A 16,665-nucleotide genomic window follows, 5' to 3' on the forward strand; every position below is an offset into this window, starting at 1 on the left:
GCAGTGCTCTCGTATTTTGGCGGCGCTCTGGTAACGTGCTTCGCATGACGAGCGCTAGCCGTACCGCCAGAGAACGTGTCCGCGCGGAGCTGATCAGGGAGATCACCGACATCGCCCGGCGTCATCTGTCCACGGACGGCGCGGCGGGGCTGTCGTTGAGGGCCGTCGCGAGGGAGATGGGGATGGTCTCCTCGGCCATCTACCGCTATTTCCCGACGAAGGACGACCTGTTGACGGCGCTCATCATCGACGCCTACAACGCCGTCGGCGAGGTGGTCGAGCAGGCCGACGCGAGCCGCGCCCGGCAGGACTTCATGGGGCGCTGGCTGGCGATGTGCCGGGCGATCAGGGAGTGGGCGCTCGCGCATCCGCACGAGTACGCCTTGATCCACGGCACGCCCGTCCCCGGCTACCAGGCGCCGCAGGACACGATCGACCCCGCGGCCCGCGACGGGATCATGCTCGGCAGGCTGTTCGCGGAGGCCCAGGCCGCGGGCGCGATCCGGATACCCGACGGCACGACCGCGCCCGAGGAGTTCGCGGGCGACGCGGCCGCCCTCAGGGAAGCGGTCTTCCCCGGCCTGCCCGACGAGGGCATCCTGCGCGGGCTGCACGCGTGGACGTGGATCTACGGTGCGGTCAGCTTCGAGCTGTTCGGCATGTACAACAACGTGATCACCGACAAGGCGGCCACCTTCGAGCACGGCGCCATCTCGATCGCGCACTACGCGGGCCTTCGCTGACGGGGACGGTCTCCGGCCGGCGGGCGAACCGGAGGAGGCCGGAGCGCCCGGCACGCAGGAGGACGCCGAAGGGGCACGGCTCGGCGAGCCGTGCCCCTTCGGTGGGAGATCAGGTCAGCGCGAGGCGCGGTTCACCGCCGAGATGATCGCCTTGAGCGAGGCGGTGGTGGTGTTGCCGTCGACGCCCACCCCCCACAGCACCTCGCCGTTGACGTCGCACTCCAGGTAGGACGCCGCCTTGGCGTCGCTGCCCGCGCTCATCGCGTGCTCCACGTAGTCCAGCACCCGCACCTCGACCCCTAGCGCCGAGATCGCGTCGATGAAGGCCGAGATCGGGCCGTTGCCGGTGCCCGCGACCTCGCGGATCTCCCCGTCGACCCGCACGTCGGCGCTGATCCGGTCCTTCTCGTCGACGGTGGACTCGTGCCGGTGCGCCATCAGGCCGAGACGGCCCCAGCGGTTGGCGGGGTTCGGCAGGTACTCGTCCGTGAAGATCTCGAACATCGCGGCGGGCGAGATCTCGCCGCCCTCGGCGTCGGTGCGGGCCTGCACGACCTTGGAGAACTCGATCTGCAGCCTGCGCGGCAGGTCGAGCTGGTGGTCGGCCTTCATGATGTAGGCGACACCGCCCTTGCCCGACTGGCTGTTGACCCTGATGACCGCCTCGTAGGTGCGGCCGATGTCCTTCGGGTCGATCGGCAGGTACGGCACCGCCCACGTGAACGAGTCGACCGGCACCCCCGCGACGGCAGCGTCGGCCTCCAGGTGCTCGAAGCCCTTCTTGATGGCGTCCTGGTGGGAGCCGGAGAAGGCGGTGTAGACCAGCTCGCCGCCCCACGGGTGACGCGGGTGCACGGGCAGCTGGTTGCAGTACTCGGTGACACGACGGATCTCGTCGATGTCACTGAAGTCGATCTCGGGGTCGACGCCCTGCGAGAACAGGTTCATGCCCAGGGTCACCAGGCAGACGTTGCCCGTGCGCTCGCCGTTGCCGAACAGGCAGCCCTCGATGCGGTCGGCGCCTGCCATGTAACCCAGCTCGGCGGCGGCCACGGCGCTGCCGCGGTCGTTGTGGGGGTGCAGCGACACGATGATGGAGTCGCGGTTGGCCAGGTTGCGGTGCATCCACTCGATCTGGTCGGCGTAGACGTTGGGGGTGGCCATCTCGACCGTCGCGGGCAGATTGATGATCACCTTGCGGTCGGGGGTGGGCTGCCACACCTCGTTGACCGCGTCGCAGACCTCCACGGCGTACTCCAGCTCGGTGCCGGTGAACGACTCGGGCGAGTACTGGTAGCGGACGTCCACGTCGGAGGCCTCGGCCAGCTTGCGCACCAGCTTCGCACCCTCGACGGCGATCGCGGTGATGCCCTCCCTGTCCATCCCGAACACGACCCGCCGCTGCAGTGTGGAGGTGGAGTTGTACAGATGGACGATGGCCTGCTTGGCGCCCCGGATGGCCTCGAAGGTCCGCTCGATCAGCTCGGGCCTGGCCTGGGTCAGCACCTGGATGACCACGTCGTCGGGGATCCGGCCCTCGTCGATGATCTGTCTGACGAAGTCGAAGTCGGTCTGCGAGGCGGCGGGGAAGCCGACCTCGATCTCCTTGTAACCCATCCGTACCAGCAGCTCGAACATCTTGAGCTTGCGGTGGGAGTCCATCGGGTCGATCAGCGCCTGATTGCCGTCGCGCAGGTCGACGGCGCACCATCGGGGCGCCTTGGCGATGACCTGATCGGGCCAGGTGCGGTCGGTCAGCCTGACGGGCTCGAACGGCTGGTAGCGCTGGAAGGGCATGGAGCTGGGCTGCTGAGCGGTCATTTCACGGTCCTCGTCGGTCGAAAGGAGGCGGCCGACGCGCATGACTCGCTCCGCGACGAGGGAGCCGGCCTTCTAGAGGCCCCCGCCGCGGCAGCTAAGAAGCAGTCCATGCAGCACGTCAAGCACGTTACCAGACGCTCAGGAACGGCTGTGTCAAGGTCTCACATCGCGAGACACGAGAACGGAGAGACAGGTCACGCAGCCTTCGAGCTTCTCGAACTCCGAGATGTCCACCCGGACCACCTTCAGCCCCCGCCGTTCGAGCGAGGCGGCGGTCGCGAGGGCCGAGGCGGCCATCAGCACCGTGTGCCCGCCCAGCAGCACGACGTGGGAGCCAGCCTCCTCCTCCGGGACGAGCAGGTCCGGCAGGTCGACGCACGCGGGGTCGCCGATGAGCGTCCCGTCGGGCAGCGCGGTGACGGCCGACTTCAGGTGGAGCACGCCGCGCATCTCGACGGGGACGACCTCGCGCTCGGGCAGGTGCGCGGCGAGCTGGGCGATGCCCTCGTCGTTGGTCCTGGCCGACCTGCCGACGTAGACGCGCGAGCCGACCTGCAGGACGTCGCCGCCGTCCAGCGTGCCGGGCCCCTCGATGCGCCTGACCTCCAGGTCCAGCTTCCGCACGGCCGCCGCCACCGTCTCCACCTCGGGCCGCCGCTCGGGCGCTCCCGGCCTGGTCAGTACGGCGGTGCCCGCGCTGACCACGACCGCGTCCTCGACGAAGACCCCGTCGGGGAGGTCGTCGGCGCGCTCGACGTGCCGGACCTGCCAGCCGTGCTCGCCGAGCGCCTCGACGTAGCGAGCGTGCTGGCGGGCGGCCAGGTCCGCGTCGACCGGCTCGCGCGCGATGTTCGTGACGATGCCTTCGGCGAGTCGGGGACCAGGCGTTCTGACCAGGGCAATACCAGACATGGGACGATTTCTACCACGCTGTGACTAGAGTCTGATCCATGCAGGACAACGAGATTCTCAGCAGGATCAGCTCCCTCGTATCGGAAGAGCACGAACTGCGCAGCAGGCTCGCCTCGGGCGAGGTGACCACGGACGAGGAGAACGCCCGGGTCAAGGAGCTCGAGGTGTCGCTCGACCAGTGCTGGGATCTGCTCCGGCAGCGCAGGGCCCGCCGCGGTGTGGGCGACGACCCCGACTACGCGGCACCGCGCCCGGCCAACGAGGTCGAGAACTACCAGCAGTAGCGGCGGGCCGCCCGGGCGGAAAATCGATGGCGTTCGCGCAGGTCCGTGCGATTGCCTGACCTCATGGACATCCAGCGCATCGACTTCGACTCGCCCGGCGGGCTGCTGACCGGGCTCCACGACGCGCATCTGGCCGCCTACGCCCATCTTCCCGGCCCCAGCATGTCACTGCCGAGCTTCGTCAGGATGGTGTCCCGCGGCGCTCCCGGCACCGTGACGGAGGCGTGGACGGTGGTCGAGGACGGCCGGGTCGTGGCCGGGTACGGCCTGAGCCTGCCGATGGCCGACAACACCCATCTCGGGGTGCTGCACTCGCCCATGGTCGTGCCCGAGCGCCGCCGCCGCGGCATCGGTGCCGCGCTGGTCGGCCACGCCGCGGGCAGGGTCCGCGCGACGGGCCGCCGCCTGCTGCTCGCCGAGGCGGACGCGAGCGACCACGCCGACGGGTTCGCCCTCGCGACAGGGTTCCGGCCCTCGATCGGTGAGGCGCGCAGGGTGCTCGACCTGCGCACGGCCGACTGGGGCGCGCTCGAACGCATGCGGGCAGAGGCCGCGGGGCACGCCGCCGGCTACCGGCTCGAGCGGTGGTCAGGAGCTGCGGGCCCGGAACTGCACGCCGACCTGGCGCTGATGATGGAGGGCATGAACGACGCGCCGCACAGCGACGACGTCGACGGCCTGAAGTGGGACGCCGATCGCGTGCGGCTGGGCGAGGCCATGGACGTCGAGTTCATGCAGCACACCTACTCCACGATCGCCAGGCGGGCCTCCGACGGCGCCGTCGCGGGCTACACCCGCATCTACGTCGATCGCGCGGAGCCGGACGGCTGGGGCCGCCAGGCCGACACCGTGGTGCTGCGCGAGCACAGGGGACACCGGCTCGGGCTGGTGCTGAAGCTGGCGAACCTGTTGTGGTTCCGCGAGATGGAGCCCGAGGTCGAGCGTGTCATCACCTGGAACGCCCGATCCAACGCGCACATGCTGGCGATCAACGAGGTCATGGGATTCGAGCTGCTCGACGAGTGGAACCAGTGGCAACTCGAGGTCTGACCGGACCCGGCCGAAAAATTCATCCTACATTCGGTTGATTTCCGTTGTGTTAAGCGGACGTTAGATAACCGGTCATCCCCCTGGACGGAAGAACCTTCCGCGGAGAGCCTACGACCTGCAACGACTCTCGCAGGAGGTCCCCCTTGACGACACACGCACCCGCGCGCACCCCTTGGAAGGCGGTGCTCGGCGGATCGATCGGAAACCTGGTCGAGTGGTACGACTGGTTCGTCTACAGCAGTTTCGCCGTCTACTTCGCGAGCTCGTTCTTCCCGAAGGGCAACGCCACCGCCCAGTTGCTCAACACGGCGGGCATCTTCGCGGTCGGCTTCTTCATGCGGCCGATCGGCGGGTGGCTGCTCGGCCGCTACGCCGACAGGAAGGGCCGCAAGGCGGCGCTCACGCTGACCGTCACGCTGATGTCGGCCAGCGCGCTGCTGATCGCCATCGCCCCGACCTACGCCGCGGCCGGGTACTTCGGCGCTGCGGTCCTGCTGGTGGCGCGCCTCCTGCAGGGCATCTCGGTCGGCGGGGAGTACGCGGCCAGCGCCACCTACCTGACGGAGGCCACCCCCGCGGGCAAGCGCGGCTTCGCCTCCAGCTTCCAGTACGTCTCGATGACGGCGGGCCAGCTCGTCGGCCTCGGCCTGCAGATCATCCTGCAGAACACGATGACCGAGGAGGCGCTGAAGTCGTGGGGCTGGCGCATCCCGTTCATCGTCGGCGCGCTGGCCGCGGCCGTGGTGTTCTACCTGCGCCGCAACCTCATGGAGACCGAGGTCTTCGACGAGGAGGAGAAGGAGGTCAGGCGCGAGCGCGGCACGCTGCGCCAGCTGTTCACGCACAAGCGCGAGTTCTTCCTGGTCATCGCGCTCACCATGGGCGGCACGGTCGCGTACTACACCTACACGACCTACCTCACCAAGTACCTGTCCAACACCGCGGGCCTGGAGAAGACCACGGCGACGCTGGTCAGCTTCTGCGCGCTGTTCATCTTCATGTGCGTCCAGCCGCTGGCCGGCGCGCTGTCGGACCGGATCGGCCGCCGCCCGCTGCTGATCACCTTCGGCTTCGGCTCGATGCTGGGCACGGTGCCGCTCATGACCGCGCTGTCGGGTGTCACCGGCTTCTGGGGCGCGCTGCTCCTCTCCCTGACCGGCCTGATCATCATCACCGGCTACACCTCGATCAACGCGGTGGTGAAGGCGGAGCTGTTCCCGACGCACGTGCGGGCGCTGGGCGTGGCTCTGCCGTACGCGATCGCCAACGCGCTGTTCGGCGGCACCGCCGAGTACGTGGCGCTGTGGTTCAAGGACAGCGGCATCGAGTCCGGCTTCTACTGGTACGTCTCTGCCTGTGCCGCGGTCTCCCTGGTCGTCTACTTCACGATGCGCGAGACCCGCGACGCGGCGCTGTCCTCCCGCGAGCAGGCCGAGCCCCAGCTCGCCCGCGCGTAAGGAGGAGACCCAGGTTCAGGGACGAGATCCAGGAACGAGGCCCGGGAGCGACATGATGGAACGACGGACGCGTGCGACAGACCGCCGCGAGCCCGTGGTCCCCACCACGCGTTCGTTGTCACTACGCTCCTAACATGCGAGTTCTCCTCGTCGAAGACGACGACCGGCTCGCGGCCGCCCTGACCACGGCCTTGTCGCGGCACGGTCACCAGATCGTGCGCGCGGGGCTCGCGGTCGACGCCCTCCGTCTCTCGGGGGGCGTCGACTTCGTCCTGCTCGACCTCGGCCTGCCCGACATGGACGGGCTGGAGGCGTTGCGCCGCGTCCGCCGGGTCTCGGCCGTGCCGATCATCGTGGTCACCGCCCGCACGGACGAGCGCGAGATCCTGCGTGGCCTGCGCTCCGGCGCCGACGACTACCTGGTCAAGCCCTTCCGTACGGCGGAGCTCATGGCCCGCATGGAGGCCGTCGTGCGCCGCGGCACCCGCCCCATGCCGGCGAGGGACCATGTGATCACGGTCGGCGACGTGCGGATCGACCTGGGGACCCGCCAGGTGAGCGTGGGCGGCGAGCCGGTGACGCTGACCAGGCGGGAGTTCGACGTGCTCGCGCTGCTGGCCAGGGAGCCCGGCGTGGTGCGCAGCCGCGAGGAGATCCTCGACGAGGTGTGGGGCGACCCGCTGCTGTCGGCGTCCCGCTCGCTGGACGTCCACGTCGCGGGCCTGCGGTCCAAGACCGGGCGGCCCGGCCTGGTCGAGACGCTGCGCGGCACGGGTTACCGGCTGGGCGGGCAGTGAGACACCGCCTGGTCGTCACGTTCACCACGCTGATCGTGTTGATGATCGCGGCGCTGGCCGTGCCCCTCGGGATGGCCTACGCCTCGCACCGCACCAACCGGCTGCTGCTCGACCGCCGCGCCGACGCCACCCGCTTCGCCGAGCTGGCCGACCAGGCCGCGCGGGAGGGGGACAGGACGGCGCTGAGGGCGGAGGTCATCCGCTACGCCGACCTGTACGGCGCCGCCGTACAGGTCAGGGACCGCGACGGCGCGAGCCTGGTCGACGCCGGTGACATGAGCGCCGACACCTCGGCCGCGGTCCGCCTGGCGCTGTCCGGGCAGACGACCGAGGATCTGCCGACGATCAGCCCGTTCGGGCCCGACCACGTGCTCATCGCCGAGCCGGCGGGCCGCGACGCGCAGCTGTCGGGCGTGGTGCTGCTGCTCGCACCCACCACGCAGGCGCGCGCCGACGTCTCGCTGGTGTGGGCGGGGCTCGCGCTCGGCGCGCTCGTGGCGCTCGGCTACTCGGTGCTGGCCGCCAGGGGGCTGGCCAGGTGGATCCTGCGGCCCGTCACCGAGCTCGACCGCACGACGCAGGCGATCGCCGAGGGCCACCTCGACGCCCGCGCCCACCCCGGCGTGGGCCCCACCGAGCTGCGGCGGCTCGAAGAGCGGTTCAACGCGATGGCCGACGCGGTCTCCACGACGCTCGACCGGCAGCGCGCCTTCGTGGCCGACGCCTCGCACGAGCTGCGCACCCCGCTCACCGTGCTGTCGCTGCGGCTGGAGAACCTGGAGCCGCATCTGAAGGACGAAGGCTCGATGGAGTTCGAGGAGGCGCTGGCCGAGGTCGACCGGCTGGCCGGCCTCGTGGAGGACCTGCTCGCGCTGGCCAGGGTCGAGGCAGGCGCGGTGACCCAGCAGCTCGACGCGGTCACCTCGCTGGGTCCGCGGCTGGCGGGCTGGAGGGAGGTCTACACCGCCAAGGACCTCACGCTCGACGTCGATCTGGGGCAGGACGACGCCGCGGTGCCGGAGGCGGCCGCCAGGGTCGCCGACATCGCGCTGGACAACGCGCAGAAGTTCGTCCATCCAGGGGGCACCGTCACCGTCACGCTGAAGGACGGGGTGCTGCGCATCGCCGACGACGGCCCCGGGCTGCCGGAGGAGGAGCGGGCGCAGGCGCTCGGCAGGTTCTGGCGGGCGGGCACGCACGCGAACGTGCCGGGCAGCGGGCTCGGCCTGGCCATCGCCGCCGAGCTGGCCAGGGCGTGCGGGGCGACGCTGGGCCTGGCGGCCAACGAGCCGCGCGGCTTGGTGGTCGAGCTGCGGCTGGCTCAGCCGTACACGGACCTGTAGTAGCGGGCGGCCCCCGGGTGCAGGGGGACGGCGCCCGTGCCGATCGCGTAGCGCTTGTCGAGCCGCCCGCCTGGCGCGTCGGGAGCTTCGAGCCTGTCGCGGCTGGCGAAGAGGGTCTCGGTGACGGAGAACGCGATCTCGTCGGCGAGCCCGGCCCTGCACACCAGGTAGCTGGGGGTGCCGACAGTGGGCACCGGTGCCGGCTGGGCGTACTCCTCCGCCGGGACGATCGCGCTCTCGTAGAGCGGGCCGTACTGCCTGCGCAGCGGCGCGACCAGCGAGTCGAGCGGCAGGAGCCTGATCGGGTGCGCGCTGGTGACCAGCGCGGGCGTGGGCACGCCGCCCGACCAGAAGAAGGCGTCGACCCCGCCGACGGCCAGCGCCCTGAGCGACTCGTCCAGGCCGAGCCGCGAGGTGCGGGCACGCTCCTTGAGCGCGGCCTTGGCCAGCACCCGCTCGGCGGTGAAGGCGGTGCCCGAGCCGTCCGCGCCCGTCGAGACCGCGCGGCCCGCCAGGTCCTGGATCCTGGTGATGGCCGAGTCCTTGCGGACGACCAGGTGGACGTAGTTCATGTACATCCTGGCCAGCGCGGAGACCGGGTCGTGGCGCACCCGGACCGCCTCGTCGGCGCTGTCGGCGAGCGACAGTCCGAGATCGGCCCTGCCGTCGGCGAGCATCGCGAGGTTCTCGATGCTGGCGGCGGTCCGCAGCACCGTGACGCCGAAGCCACGTCGCCGCAGCTCGGCGGCGAGCCGGTCGCCCAGCACCTCGTATGGACCGCCGACGGGACCTGTGGCGATGCGCAGCCTGGCCGTCTCGTCGGGGCCGGCCGCGCAGCCCGCGGCCAGCCCCGCCGCCAAGGCGAGGAAGGCGCGGCGGGTGACGGACATGCCCCCAAGGTATCCGGTCACACCGCCGAAAGCCCCCTGACCTGCTGTTGCCGTCCGACCGGCAGGAAACCCGCGGGCCGCCTGAGCAGGGCTTCGAGCGAGGGGAGGATCTCCAGCCGGAGTCGATTGCCGACACTTGTTCAGACAAGAGGTGCACACTTGTCCAGCTAGAGGCGATGACGACTGGTCAATCTGCGTACATCTGGTATTTACTCTCGTCATGGATGCTTCCTCCATGCGCAGGACTCTCTCCATCGCGGCCTCCCTCCTGGCCGCACTCTCCCTCACGGCGGCCGCCCCCGACGGCACGCTGACCCCCGTCTCCGCCTCGGTGAAGGCGGGCGACCCCATCCAGCTCCGCTACTCCACCCCCGCGCCCGACCCGAAGAACTGGATCGGCCTCTACACCGACCCCGGCAACGGCCCCGTCGACCAGAAGTACGTCGGCCCCTCCCTGAAGTGGGTCTACGTCCGCGAGAGCAGCGGCACGGCCTCCCTGGACACCGACGGCCTCGAGCCGGGCAACTACGTCGCCTACTCGCTGGCCAAGGACGGCTACCAGTGGCTGGCCGATCCCGCCAAGCTGAGGATCGTGAGCGACCAGCCCCTCCACTTCGTCACCGGCTCGATCCCGCTGCGCAACGCCCGCGCCAAGAGCCCCTACTCCGCGACCGTCCACGGCCTGGTCAGGGGTGAGGTGACCGGATTCCGCAAGGTCAGCGGGCCCGGCTGGCTCGACGTCGGCCATGACGGCACCATCACCGGCACCCCGCCCGCCTCCACCTCCGCCAAGACCGTCACGGCCACCGTCGAGGCCGCCAACGCGGCGGGCGAGACCGCCACGACCCAGGTCAGCATCAGGGTCAGGCCGCCCGGCGCGCCGCTCGTGCCCGAACTGAAGGCGCTCAGCTGGAACCTCTGGCACGGCGGCACCCAGGTGCGCGGCGGCAGGGAGAAGCAGCTGAAGTTCCTGCTCGACCACGACATCGACGTGGTCGGCGTGCAGGAGAGCAGCGGCACCTCGGCCAAGGACCTGGGCGAGGCGCTCGGCTGGGACTATCACCAGGCCGGCCCCGACGTCGGGGTCATCAGCCGCTACCCGATCACCTCGCGCGGCCCGCTGCCGTCGGAGTCGGGGCTGCCCGCCTCCAACGTGCGGATCAGGGTCGATGACCGGCGCGGCAGCGAGGTGGCGCTGTGGAACGTCCACCTCGGCTACACCCCCTACGGCCCCTACGACGCGTGCTTCGGCAAGTACCCGGTCGACAGGCTCATGGCCAGGGAGGCCGAGTCCGGCCGTACCGCGCAGATCGAGGGCGTCATCAAGGCGATGAAGGGCGACCTGGCCGCCTCCGAGCGCACCCCCGTCCTGCTCATGGGTGACTTCAACGCCCCCTCCCACCTCGACTGGACGCCCGCCATGCGGAAGTGCGGCTACGACTCGGTGGCCTGGCCCACCTCCGTCGTCCCCGAGCGGGCCGGGCTGAAGGACTCCTTCCGCGTCGCCCACCCCGACCCCGTGGCCGAGCCCGGCACCACCTGGTCGCCGATCTACACCACGTTCACCGGCGGATACGGGCACGACTCCCACAAGGGCGAGCCGGAGCCGCAGGACCGCATCGACTTCATCCACTACAAGGGCGGTCTGCGCGTCCAGAGTTCGGCCGCGGTCGTCGAGGGCACTCCCGCGCCGATCCCCGGCCACAAGGACAACGCCTGGACCTCCGACCACGCGGCGGTGCTGACGGTGTTCTCGCTCCAGTAGCGCGAAACCTGTCCGACACGGCCGCGCAACGCCTGGGAAACCGCGCCTCTCTAAGGTCCGGCCATGCGGCTCACCCCACACGAGCAGGAACGCCTGCTCATCCATGTCGCCGCCGGGGTCGCGCGCGACCGGCGGGCCAGAGGCCTGCGGCTCAACCACCCCGAGGCCACCGCACTCATCGCGTCGTTCCTGATGGAAGGGGCAAGGGACGGACGCACCGTCGCCGATCTGATGGAGGCGGGCCGGCAGGTGCTGGCCCGCTCCGACGTCATGGACGGCGTGCCGGAGATGCTCGACTCGGTGCAGGTCGAGGCCACCTTCCCCGACGGCACCAAGCTCGTCACCGTGCACAGGCCGATCCCGTGATCCCCGGCGAGTACGAGCACCCCGCGGGCGGCCTCCCCCTGAACCCCGGCAGGGACCGGGTGACCGTCCGCGTCGTCAACACCGCCGACCGGCCGATCCAGGTCGGCTCGCACTACCACTTCTCCGCCGCCAACCCCGGCCTGGACTTCGACAGGAAGGCGGCGTGGGGCATGCGGCTCGACGTGCCTTCAGGGACCGCGACCAGGTTCGAGCCCGGCGTGGAACGCGACGTGACGCTGGTCCCGCTGGCGGGGCGGCGGATCGTGGCCGGGCTGCGTCCCGAGTGGGCGGGGCCGCTCGATGCCTGAGATCTCCCGCGCCCGCTACGCGGCGATGTACGGCCCGACCACGGGCGACAGGATCAGGCTCGCCGACACCGACCTGTTCATCGAGGTCACCGAGGACCGCTCGATGGGTCCCGCGGGCGCAGGCGACGAGGCGGTGTTCGGCGGCGGCAAGGTGATCCGCGAGTCGATGGGCCAGTCCCGTGCGACCCGCGCCGAAGGCGCCGCCGACCTGGTCATCACCGGAGCCGTCATCCTCGACCACTGGGGCGTGATCAAGGCCGACGTCGCGGTCGTCGACGGCCGGATCACCGCCATCGGCAAAGCGGGCAACCCCGACACCATGGACGGCGTCGACATCGTCATCGGCCCCTCGACGGAGATCCTCGCGGGCAACGGCAAGATCCTCACCGCAGGCGCCGTCGACTCCCACGTCCACCTGATCTGCCCGCAGATCCTCACCGAGGCGATCGGCTCGGGCGTCACCACGATCGTCGGCGGCGGCACCGGACCCGTCGAGGGCACCAAGGCCACCACGGTCACCGGCGCCGGGTACCTGCGCCACATGCTGGAGTCGCTCGACTCCTTCCCGGTCAACATCGCGCTGCTGGGCAAGGGCAACACCGTCAGCTCCGAGAGCCTGCTCGAACAACTGCGCGCCGGCGCGTCCGGCTTCAAGCTGCACGAGGACTGGGGCACCACACCTGCCGCGATCGACACCTGCCTGGCGGTGGCCGACGCGACAGGCGTGCAGGTCACGATCCACACCGACACGCTCAACGAGGCGGGGTTCGTCGAGTCGACGCTGAAGGCGATCGGCGACCGGACGATCCACGCCTACCACACCGAGGGCGCCGGCGGCGGGCACGCGCCCGACATCATCCGCGTGGCCGCCTACCGCAACATCCTGCCCTCCTCCACGAACCCGACCAGGCCGCACACCGTCAACACGCTCGACGAACACCTCGACATGCTCATGGTCTGCCACCACCTGAGCCCGTCGATCCCCGAGGACCTCGCCTTCGCCGAGTCGCGGATCAGGCCGTCCACCATGGCCGCCGAGGACGTCCTGCACGACATGGGCGCGATCTCGATGATCGGCTCGGACTCCCAGGCGATGGGACGCGTCGGCGAGACGATCATCCGCACGTGGCAGACCGCGCACGTCATGAAGGGGCGTCGCGGCGGCATGGACGACAACCTGCGCGCCCGGCGCTACGTCGCCAAGTACACGATCTGCCCCGCCATCGCGCACGGGCTGGAGTCCGAGGTCGGCTCGGTCGAGGTGGGCAAGCTGGCCGACCTCGTGCTGTGGGACCCCGCGTTCTTCGGCGTGAAACCCACGCTCGTGCTCAAGGGCGGCGTCGTGGCGTGGGCGCAGATGGGCGACGCCAACGCCTCCATCCCCACGCCCCAGCCGGTCATGCCCAGGCCGATGTTCGGCGCCGCTCCCGTGACGGCCGCCGCCACCTCGGTGCACTTCGTCTCCCCTCTCGCGCTGGAGGCCGGCCTGGGCGACCGGCTGAACGTGGGCCGCCGACTGGTCCCCGTCGCCGACGTACGGCGGCGCGGCAAGGACGCCATGCCGCTCAACGACGCGCTGCCCAGGATCGACGTGGCGCCCGACACCTTCGAGGTGCGGGTCGACGGTGAGCTGATCGAGCCGGCGCCGGCCGTGGAGTTGCCCATGGCACAGCGCTACTTCCTGTTCTGATGAGCGCCGCCGCCCTCCTGCTCCTGGCCGACTCGCGGCTGCCCGCCGGTGGTCACGCCCATTCGGGGGGCACGGAACAGGCCGTCAGAGCGGGGGCCGTGCACGACGTGGCGTCCCTGCGCGCCTTCCTCGTGGGCCGCCTGCACACGACGGGCGTGGTGAGCGCGGCCCTGGCCGCCGCCGCGTGCCGTACAGCGGGTGCGGCGCCCATGGGCGGCCCTGTGAGTGACACGGCGGGCGCGGCGCCTGCCGGTGGTGCGGCGGGCGCGTTCACGCCGGGCGCGCCGTTGAGCTGGGCGGAACTCGATGCCGAGGCCGACGCGGTCACCGCCTCGCCCGCCCAGCGCGAAGCGGCCAGGCAGCAGGGCAGGCTCCTGCTCAGGGTGGCCAGGCGCGTCTGGCCGTCGGACCCGCTGGAGGCGCTGGCGCTGGCAGTACCGCATCCTCACCATCCCGTCGCCCTCGGCGCGGTGGCGCACGCGGCCGGGATCGCGCCCGAGGCCGCCGCCACGGCCGCGGCCTACCACGCGGTGTCCGGGCCGGCCGCGGCGGCGGTACGGCTGCTCGGCCTCGATCCCGTCGAGGTGCACCGCCTGCTCGCCGGCCTCGCGCAGGACCTCGAGTCGGTGGCGGACAGGGCCGCCCGCGCCGCCCGCGACGGCCCGCTGCCCGCGCCGTCCGCGCCCGCGCTCGACCTGCTCGCCGAACGGCACGCGCAGACGGCCCAACGTCTGTTCGTCTCCTGACCCGCCGCCACAACCCTTCCGACCCGCCCCAAAGCCTCCTGACCCGCGGTAGGGGTCTCCCTCCCTGCCCAAGAGCCTCCGGACCCGCGGTAGGGGTCTCCCTCCCTGCCCAAGAGTCTCCTGACCCGCGCAGGAGGCTCCCGACCCGCTCAAGTGTCTGCTGACCGCTCGAGAAAGGACCCGCATGGGAGCCGACCACGAGGATCACCACCACGCCCCGGACGGCCACGGACGCGCCCTGCGCCTCGGCATCGGCGGGCCGGTGGGCAGCGGCAAGACCGCGCTGGTCGCGGCGCTGTGCCGCGCGCTCGGAGCGCACCTGCGCCTCGGCGTGGTCACCAACGACATCTACACCACCGAGGACGCCGACTTCCTGCGCAGGGCCGGCGTGCTCGACCCCGAGCGCATCCTCGCCGTCGAGACGGGGTGCTGCCCGCACACCGCGATCCGCGACGACATCGCCGCGAACCTCGACGCGGTGGAGACGCTGGAGGAGCGGTTCGGGCCCCTCGACCTGGTGATCGTGGAGAGCGGGGGCGACAACCTGACGGCGACGTTCAGCAGGGGACTGGCCGACAGGCAGATCTTCGTCCTGGACGTCTCCGGCGGGGACAAGGTGCCGCGCAAGGGCGGCCCGGGAGTGACCGCGGCCGACCTGCTCGTGGTCAACAAGACCGACCTCGCTCCCCTGGTGGGCGCCGACCTGGACGTGATGGAGCGCGACGCGGCCGCCGTACGGGAGGGCAGGCCCGTGCTCTTCACGTCCATCAGGCGGGACGGCGGCGCGGCCGAGGTCGCCGTGTGGGTGGCCGAGCGGGTCCACGACTGGGCGCACGAGCACGAGCCCGTCGGCTGATGACGGGAGCGACCCCGCCGGGCTGGAGAGCCATGCACGCCCGCGCCGCCGTGGCGACAGCGCTGTCCGGCGGGCGGACCGTCCTACCGGTGCTGCGCTCGGCACCGCCGCTCACGCTGCGCCAGACCGGGCCGCACGCCGTGCATCTGGTCTCCACCGCGGCGGGCCCGCTGGGCGGCGACCGCTTCGAGCTCGACCTCGACGTGGCGCCCGGCACCAGTCTGCGGGTGGGGTCGATCGCGAGCACGCTGGTGCTGCCGGGGCGGGGCGAGTCGCTGTCGGTGGTCACGGCGCGGGTCGGCGAGGGCGCCGCTCTGTCCTTCGCTCCCGAGCCGACCGTCCTGGCGGCCGGCTGCTCGCACCGGATGGTGGTACGGCTCTCGCTGGCCGAGGGCGCCCGGGTGCGCTGGCGGGAGGAGATCGTCTTCGGCCGCCACGGCGAGGCTCCCGGCCGGTGTCACGCCAGGTTCGACGCCACGGTGGAGGGCGTGCCGTTGCTGCGTCAGGAGTTCGTCGTGGGGGATCCCGCGCTGGACGCCTCCCCCGCCGTCTACGGGCCGGCCCGCTGCGTCGGCACCACCCTGCTCGCCGCTCCCCCGCGCCGCTCGCCGTCGCAGACCGTCACCGGAGAGACCGTCACCAGGGAAGCCGTGATCGGGGAAGCCGTCACCAGGGAAGCTGTGATCAGGGAAGCCGTCACCGGGGAAGCCATCGCCACGGAAGCCGTGATCGGGGAGGCCATGATCAGGGAGGCTGTCACCGGGACAGCCGTCACAGGGAAGGCCGTCATAGGGAAGGCCGTCGTCAGGGAGGGCGTCGCCGTCCTCCCGCTGGCCGGCCCCGGCACGCTCGTTTCCGCACTGGCCCGTGACGCCGTCGAACTGCGCCGCCTGCTGGAGTGGGGCGAGGCTCAGGTGACGGGCGGCGCGGACCGCTGAGACGCCTCACTCGCCCGGCAGGCCCGCCTCCCTGCCCAGGACCCCGAGGATGCGGGCGCCCTCAGGTCGGACCGCCCCCGTGTGCACCTGCGGCGTCGCGAGGGTAGGGGATCACGCTGCTCCCGTGCGCGCCCCTGCGGCGTCGGCGGGGGCGGATGGCGCGGGCCAGCTCGATTCGAGCGACCGTACGGCGGCCACCAGCGGCGCGAGCTCCGGCTGCCGCTCGGCCTCGGCGAGCGCCGCGGCCAGCGCCGCGTCGTTGGTCGGCTGCGCCAGGCCCAGCAGTTCGCGGCCCTCGGGCGTCACGTCGGTGTAGATGCCCCTCCGGTCGGTCGCGCACAGGTAGCGCGACAGCAGCCCTCTGTCCTCCAGCCGGGTCACCAGGCGGGTGGTCGCGCTCTGGCTGAGGCCGACGGCGTCGGCGAGCTGGTTCATCATCAGGTGCCCGCCCTCGCCCGAGTGCTGCCCGCTGAGCACGAGCAGCGCGGAGAACTCGCGCACGCTCAGGCCGTGCGCGGACTGCAGCGCGCGCTCGATGTGCGCGTCGATCCTGCCGTGCAGCGCCGACAGCGTGCACCAGCTCTGCGCCAGAAGGTTCCGCATGCCCCCAGGATACCTCCCACGTGCAATATAAGGCGCTTGCATGTATCCCGCGCATGCAACTATTGTGGACGCGTTCCACTCTTCTAGTCGGGGGAT

The 16,665-nt window shown here is 71.4% G+C and carries 17 protein-coding genes; 13 read left to right on the forward strand and 4 right to left on the reverse strand.

What is annotated here, in order from left to right:
* Positions 1-44: 44 nt before the first annotated feature.
* Positions 45-743, forward strand: a complete 699-nt coding sequence (locus tag ACFSKW_RS37920) for a TetR/AcrR family transcriptional regulator (protein WP_379578278.1) — start codon at positions 45-47, stop codon at positions 741-743.
* A 114-nt stretch (positions 744-857) separates the two neighbouring features.
* Here ACFSKW_RS37920 and leuA read toward each other — a convergent pair whose 3' ends face one another.
* Complete coding sequence (gene leuA / locus ACFSKW_RS37925; protein WP_379578280.1) at positions 858-2,564, reverse strand: 2-isopropylmalate synthase; 1,707 nt, start codon at positions 2,562-2,564, stop codon at positions 858-860.
* Between the two features lie 153 nt (positions 2,565-2,717).
* Positions 2,718-3,476 (reverse strand): dimethylargininase, encoded by a 759-nt coding sequence (ddaH, locus tag ACFSKW_RS37930; protein ID WP_379578282.1) that lies wholly within the window; start codon positions 3,474-3,476, stop codon positions 2,718-2,720.
* Positions 3,477-3,514: 38 nt separating this feature from the next.
* Here ddaH and ACFSKW_RS37935 point away from each other — a divergent pair, with 38 nt between their 5' ends.
* From ACFSKW_RS37935 to ACFSKW_RS37955, 5 genes are all read left to right on the forward strand, one after another.
* Positions 3,515-3,760 carry a DUF2630 family protein gene (locus ACFSKW_RS37935; RefSeq protein ID WP_379578284.1) on the forward strand — a complete coding sequence of 82 codons (246 nt, stop codon included), beginning with the start codon at positions 3,515-3,517 and terminating at the stop codon, positions 3,758-3,760.
* Between the two features lie 63 nt (positions 3,761-3,823).
* Positions 3,824-4,810, forward strand: a complete 987-nt coding sequence (locus ACFSKW_RS37940) for a GNAT family N-acetyltransferase (protein WP_379578286.1) — start codon at positions 3,824-3,826, stop codon at positions 4,808-4,810.
* A gap of 143 nt (positions 4,811-4,953) precedes the next feature.
* A complete protein-coding gene (locus tag ACFSKW_RS37945; protein ID WP_379578288.1) occupies positions 4,954-6,267 on the forward strand; it encodes an MFS transporter in 1,314 nt (437 codons plus the stop codon).
* 134 nt (positions 6,268-6,401) lie between these two features.
* Positions 6,402-7,064 carry a response regulator transcription factor gene (locus tag ACFSKW_RS37950; protein ID WP_379578290.1) on the forward strand — a complete coding sequence of 221 codons (663 nt, stop codon included), beginning with the start codon at positions 6,402-6,404 and terminating at the stop codon, positions 7,062-7,064.
* Entirely contained in the window at positions 7,061-8,407 is a 1,347-nt protein-coding gene (locus ACFSKW_RS37955) for a sensor histidine kinase (RefSeq protein WP_379578292.1), read from the forward strand. Before ACFSKW_RS37950 ends, ACFSKW_RS37955 begins: the two co-directional genes overlap by 4 nt.
* Here the strand turns inward: ACFSKW_RS37955 and ACFSKW_RS37960 are convergent.
* Positions 8,386-9,297 carry a TAXI family TRAP transporter solute-binding subunit gene (locus ACFSKW_RS37960; RefSeq protein WP_379578294.1) on the reverse strand — a complete coding sequence of 304 codons (912 nt, stop codon included), beginning with the start codon at positions 9,295-9,297 and terminating at the stop codon, positions 8,386-8,388. The two genes, ACFSKW_RS37955 and ACFSKW_RS37960, sit on opposite strands and share 22 nt — an antisense overlap.
* A 235-nt stretch (positions 9,298-9,532) precedes the next feature.
* Here ACFSKW_RS37960 and ACFSKW_RS37965 point away from each other — a divergent pair, with 235 nt between their 5' ends.
* The 7 genes from ACFSKW_RS37965 (at position 9,533) to ACFSKW_RS37995 (ending at position 15,966) form a co-directional block, all read left to right on the forward strand.
* Positions 9,533-11,062: an endonuclease/exonuclease/phosphatase family protein gene (locus ACFSKW_RS37965; protein ID WP_379578296.1), complete on the forward strand. Its 1,530-nt coding sequence runs from the start codon at positions 9,533-9,535 to the stop codon at positions 11,060-11,062.
* Between the two features lie 63 nt (positions 11,063-11,125).
* Entirely contained in the window at positions 11,126-11,428 is a 303-nt protein-coding gene (locus ACFSKW_RS37970) for an urease subunit gamma (protein WP_379578298.1), read from the forward strand.
* The gene (locus tag ACFSKW_RS37975) at positions 11,425-11,736 is read left to right on the forward strand and encodes an urease subunit beta (protein WP_379578300.1); all 312 of its coding nucleotides are present in this window, start codon (positions 11,425-11,427) and stop codon (positions 11,734-11,736) included. The genes ACFSKW_RS37970 and ACFSKW_RS37975 overlap by 4 nt, the downstream gene beginning before the upstream one ends.
* The gene (locus ACFSKW_RS37980; RefSeq protein WP_379578302.1) at positions 11,729-13,426 is read left to right on the forward strand and encodes an urease subunit alpha; all 1,698 of its coding nucleotides are present in this window, start codon (positions 11,729-11,731) and stop codon (positions 13,424-13,426) included. Before ACFSKW_RS37975 ends, ACFSKW_RS37980 begins: the two co-directional genes overlap by 8 nt.
* The gene (locus ACFSKW_RS37985) at positions 13,426-14,172 is read left to right on the forward strand and encodes an urease accessory protein UreF (protein WP_379578304.1); all 747 of its coding nucleotides are present in this window, start codon (positions 13,426-13,428) and stop codon (positions 14,170-14,172) included. The genes ACFSKW_RS37980 and ACFSKW_RS37985 overlap by 1 nt, the downstream gene beginning before the upstream one ends.
* Positions 14,173-14,356: 184 nt before the next feature.
* Positions 14,357-15,028 (forward strand): urease accessory protein UreG, encoded by a 672-nt coding sequence (gene ureG / locus ACFSKW_RS37990; protein ID WP_379578306.1) that lies wholly within the window; start codon positions 14,357-14,359, stop codon positions 15,026-15,028.
* A complete protein-coding gene (locus ACFSKW_RS37995; RefSeq protein WP_379578308.1) occupies positions 15,028-15,966 on the forward strand; it encodes an urease accessory protein UreD in 939 nt (312 codons plus the stop codon). Before ureG ends, ACFSKW_RS37995 begins: the two co-directional genes overlap by 1 nt.
* A gap of 111 nt (positions 15,967-16,077) precedes the next feature.
* Here the strand turns inward: ACFSKW_RS37995 and ACFSKW_RS38000 are convergent, their stop codons facing one another.
* Positions 16,078-16,569 carry a MarR family winged helix-turn-helix transcriptional regulator gene (locus tag ACFSKW_RS38000; protein ID WP_379578310.1) on the reverse strand — a complete coding sequence of 164 codons (492 nt, stop codon included), beginning with the start codon at positions 16,567-16,569 and terminating at the stop codon, positions 16,078-16,080.
* Positions 16,570-16,665: the final 96 nt, after the last annotated feature.

The sequence above is a fragment of the Nonomuraea mangrovi genome (assembly GCF_042681425.1).
GTDB lineage: Bacteria > Actinomycetota > Actinomycetes > Streptosporangiales > Streptosporangiaceae > Nonomuraea > Nonomuraea mangrovi.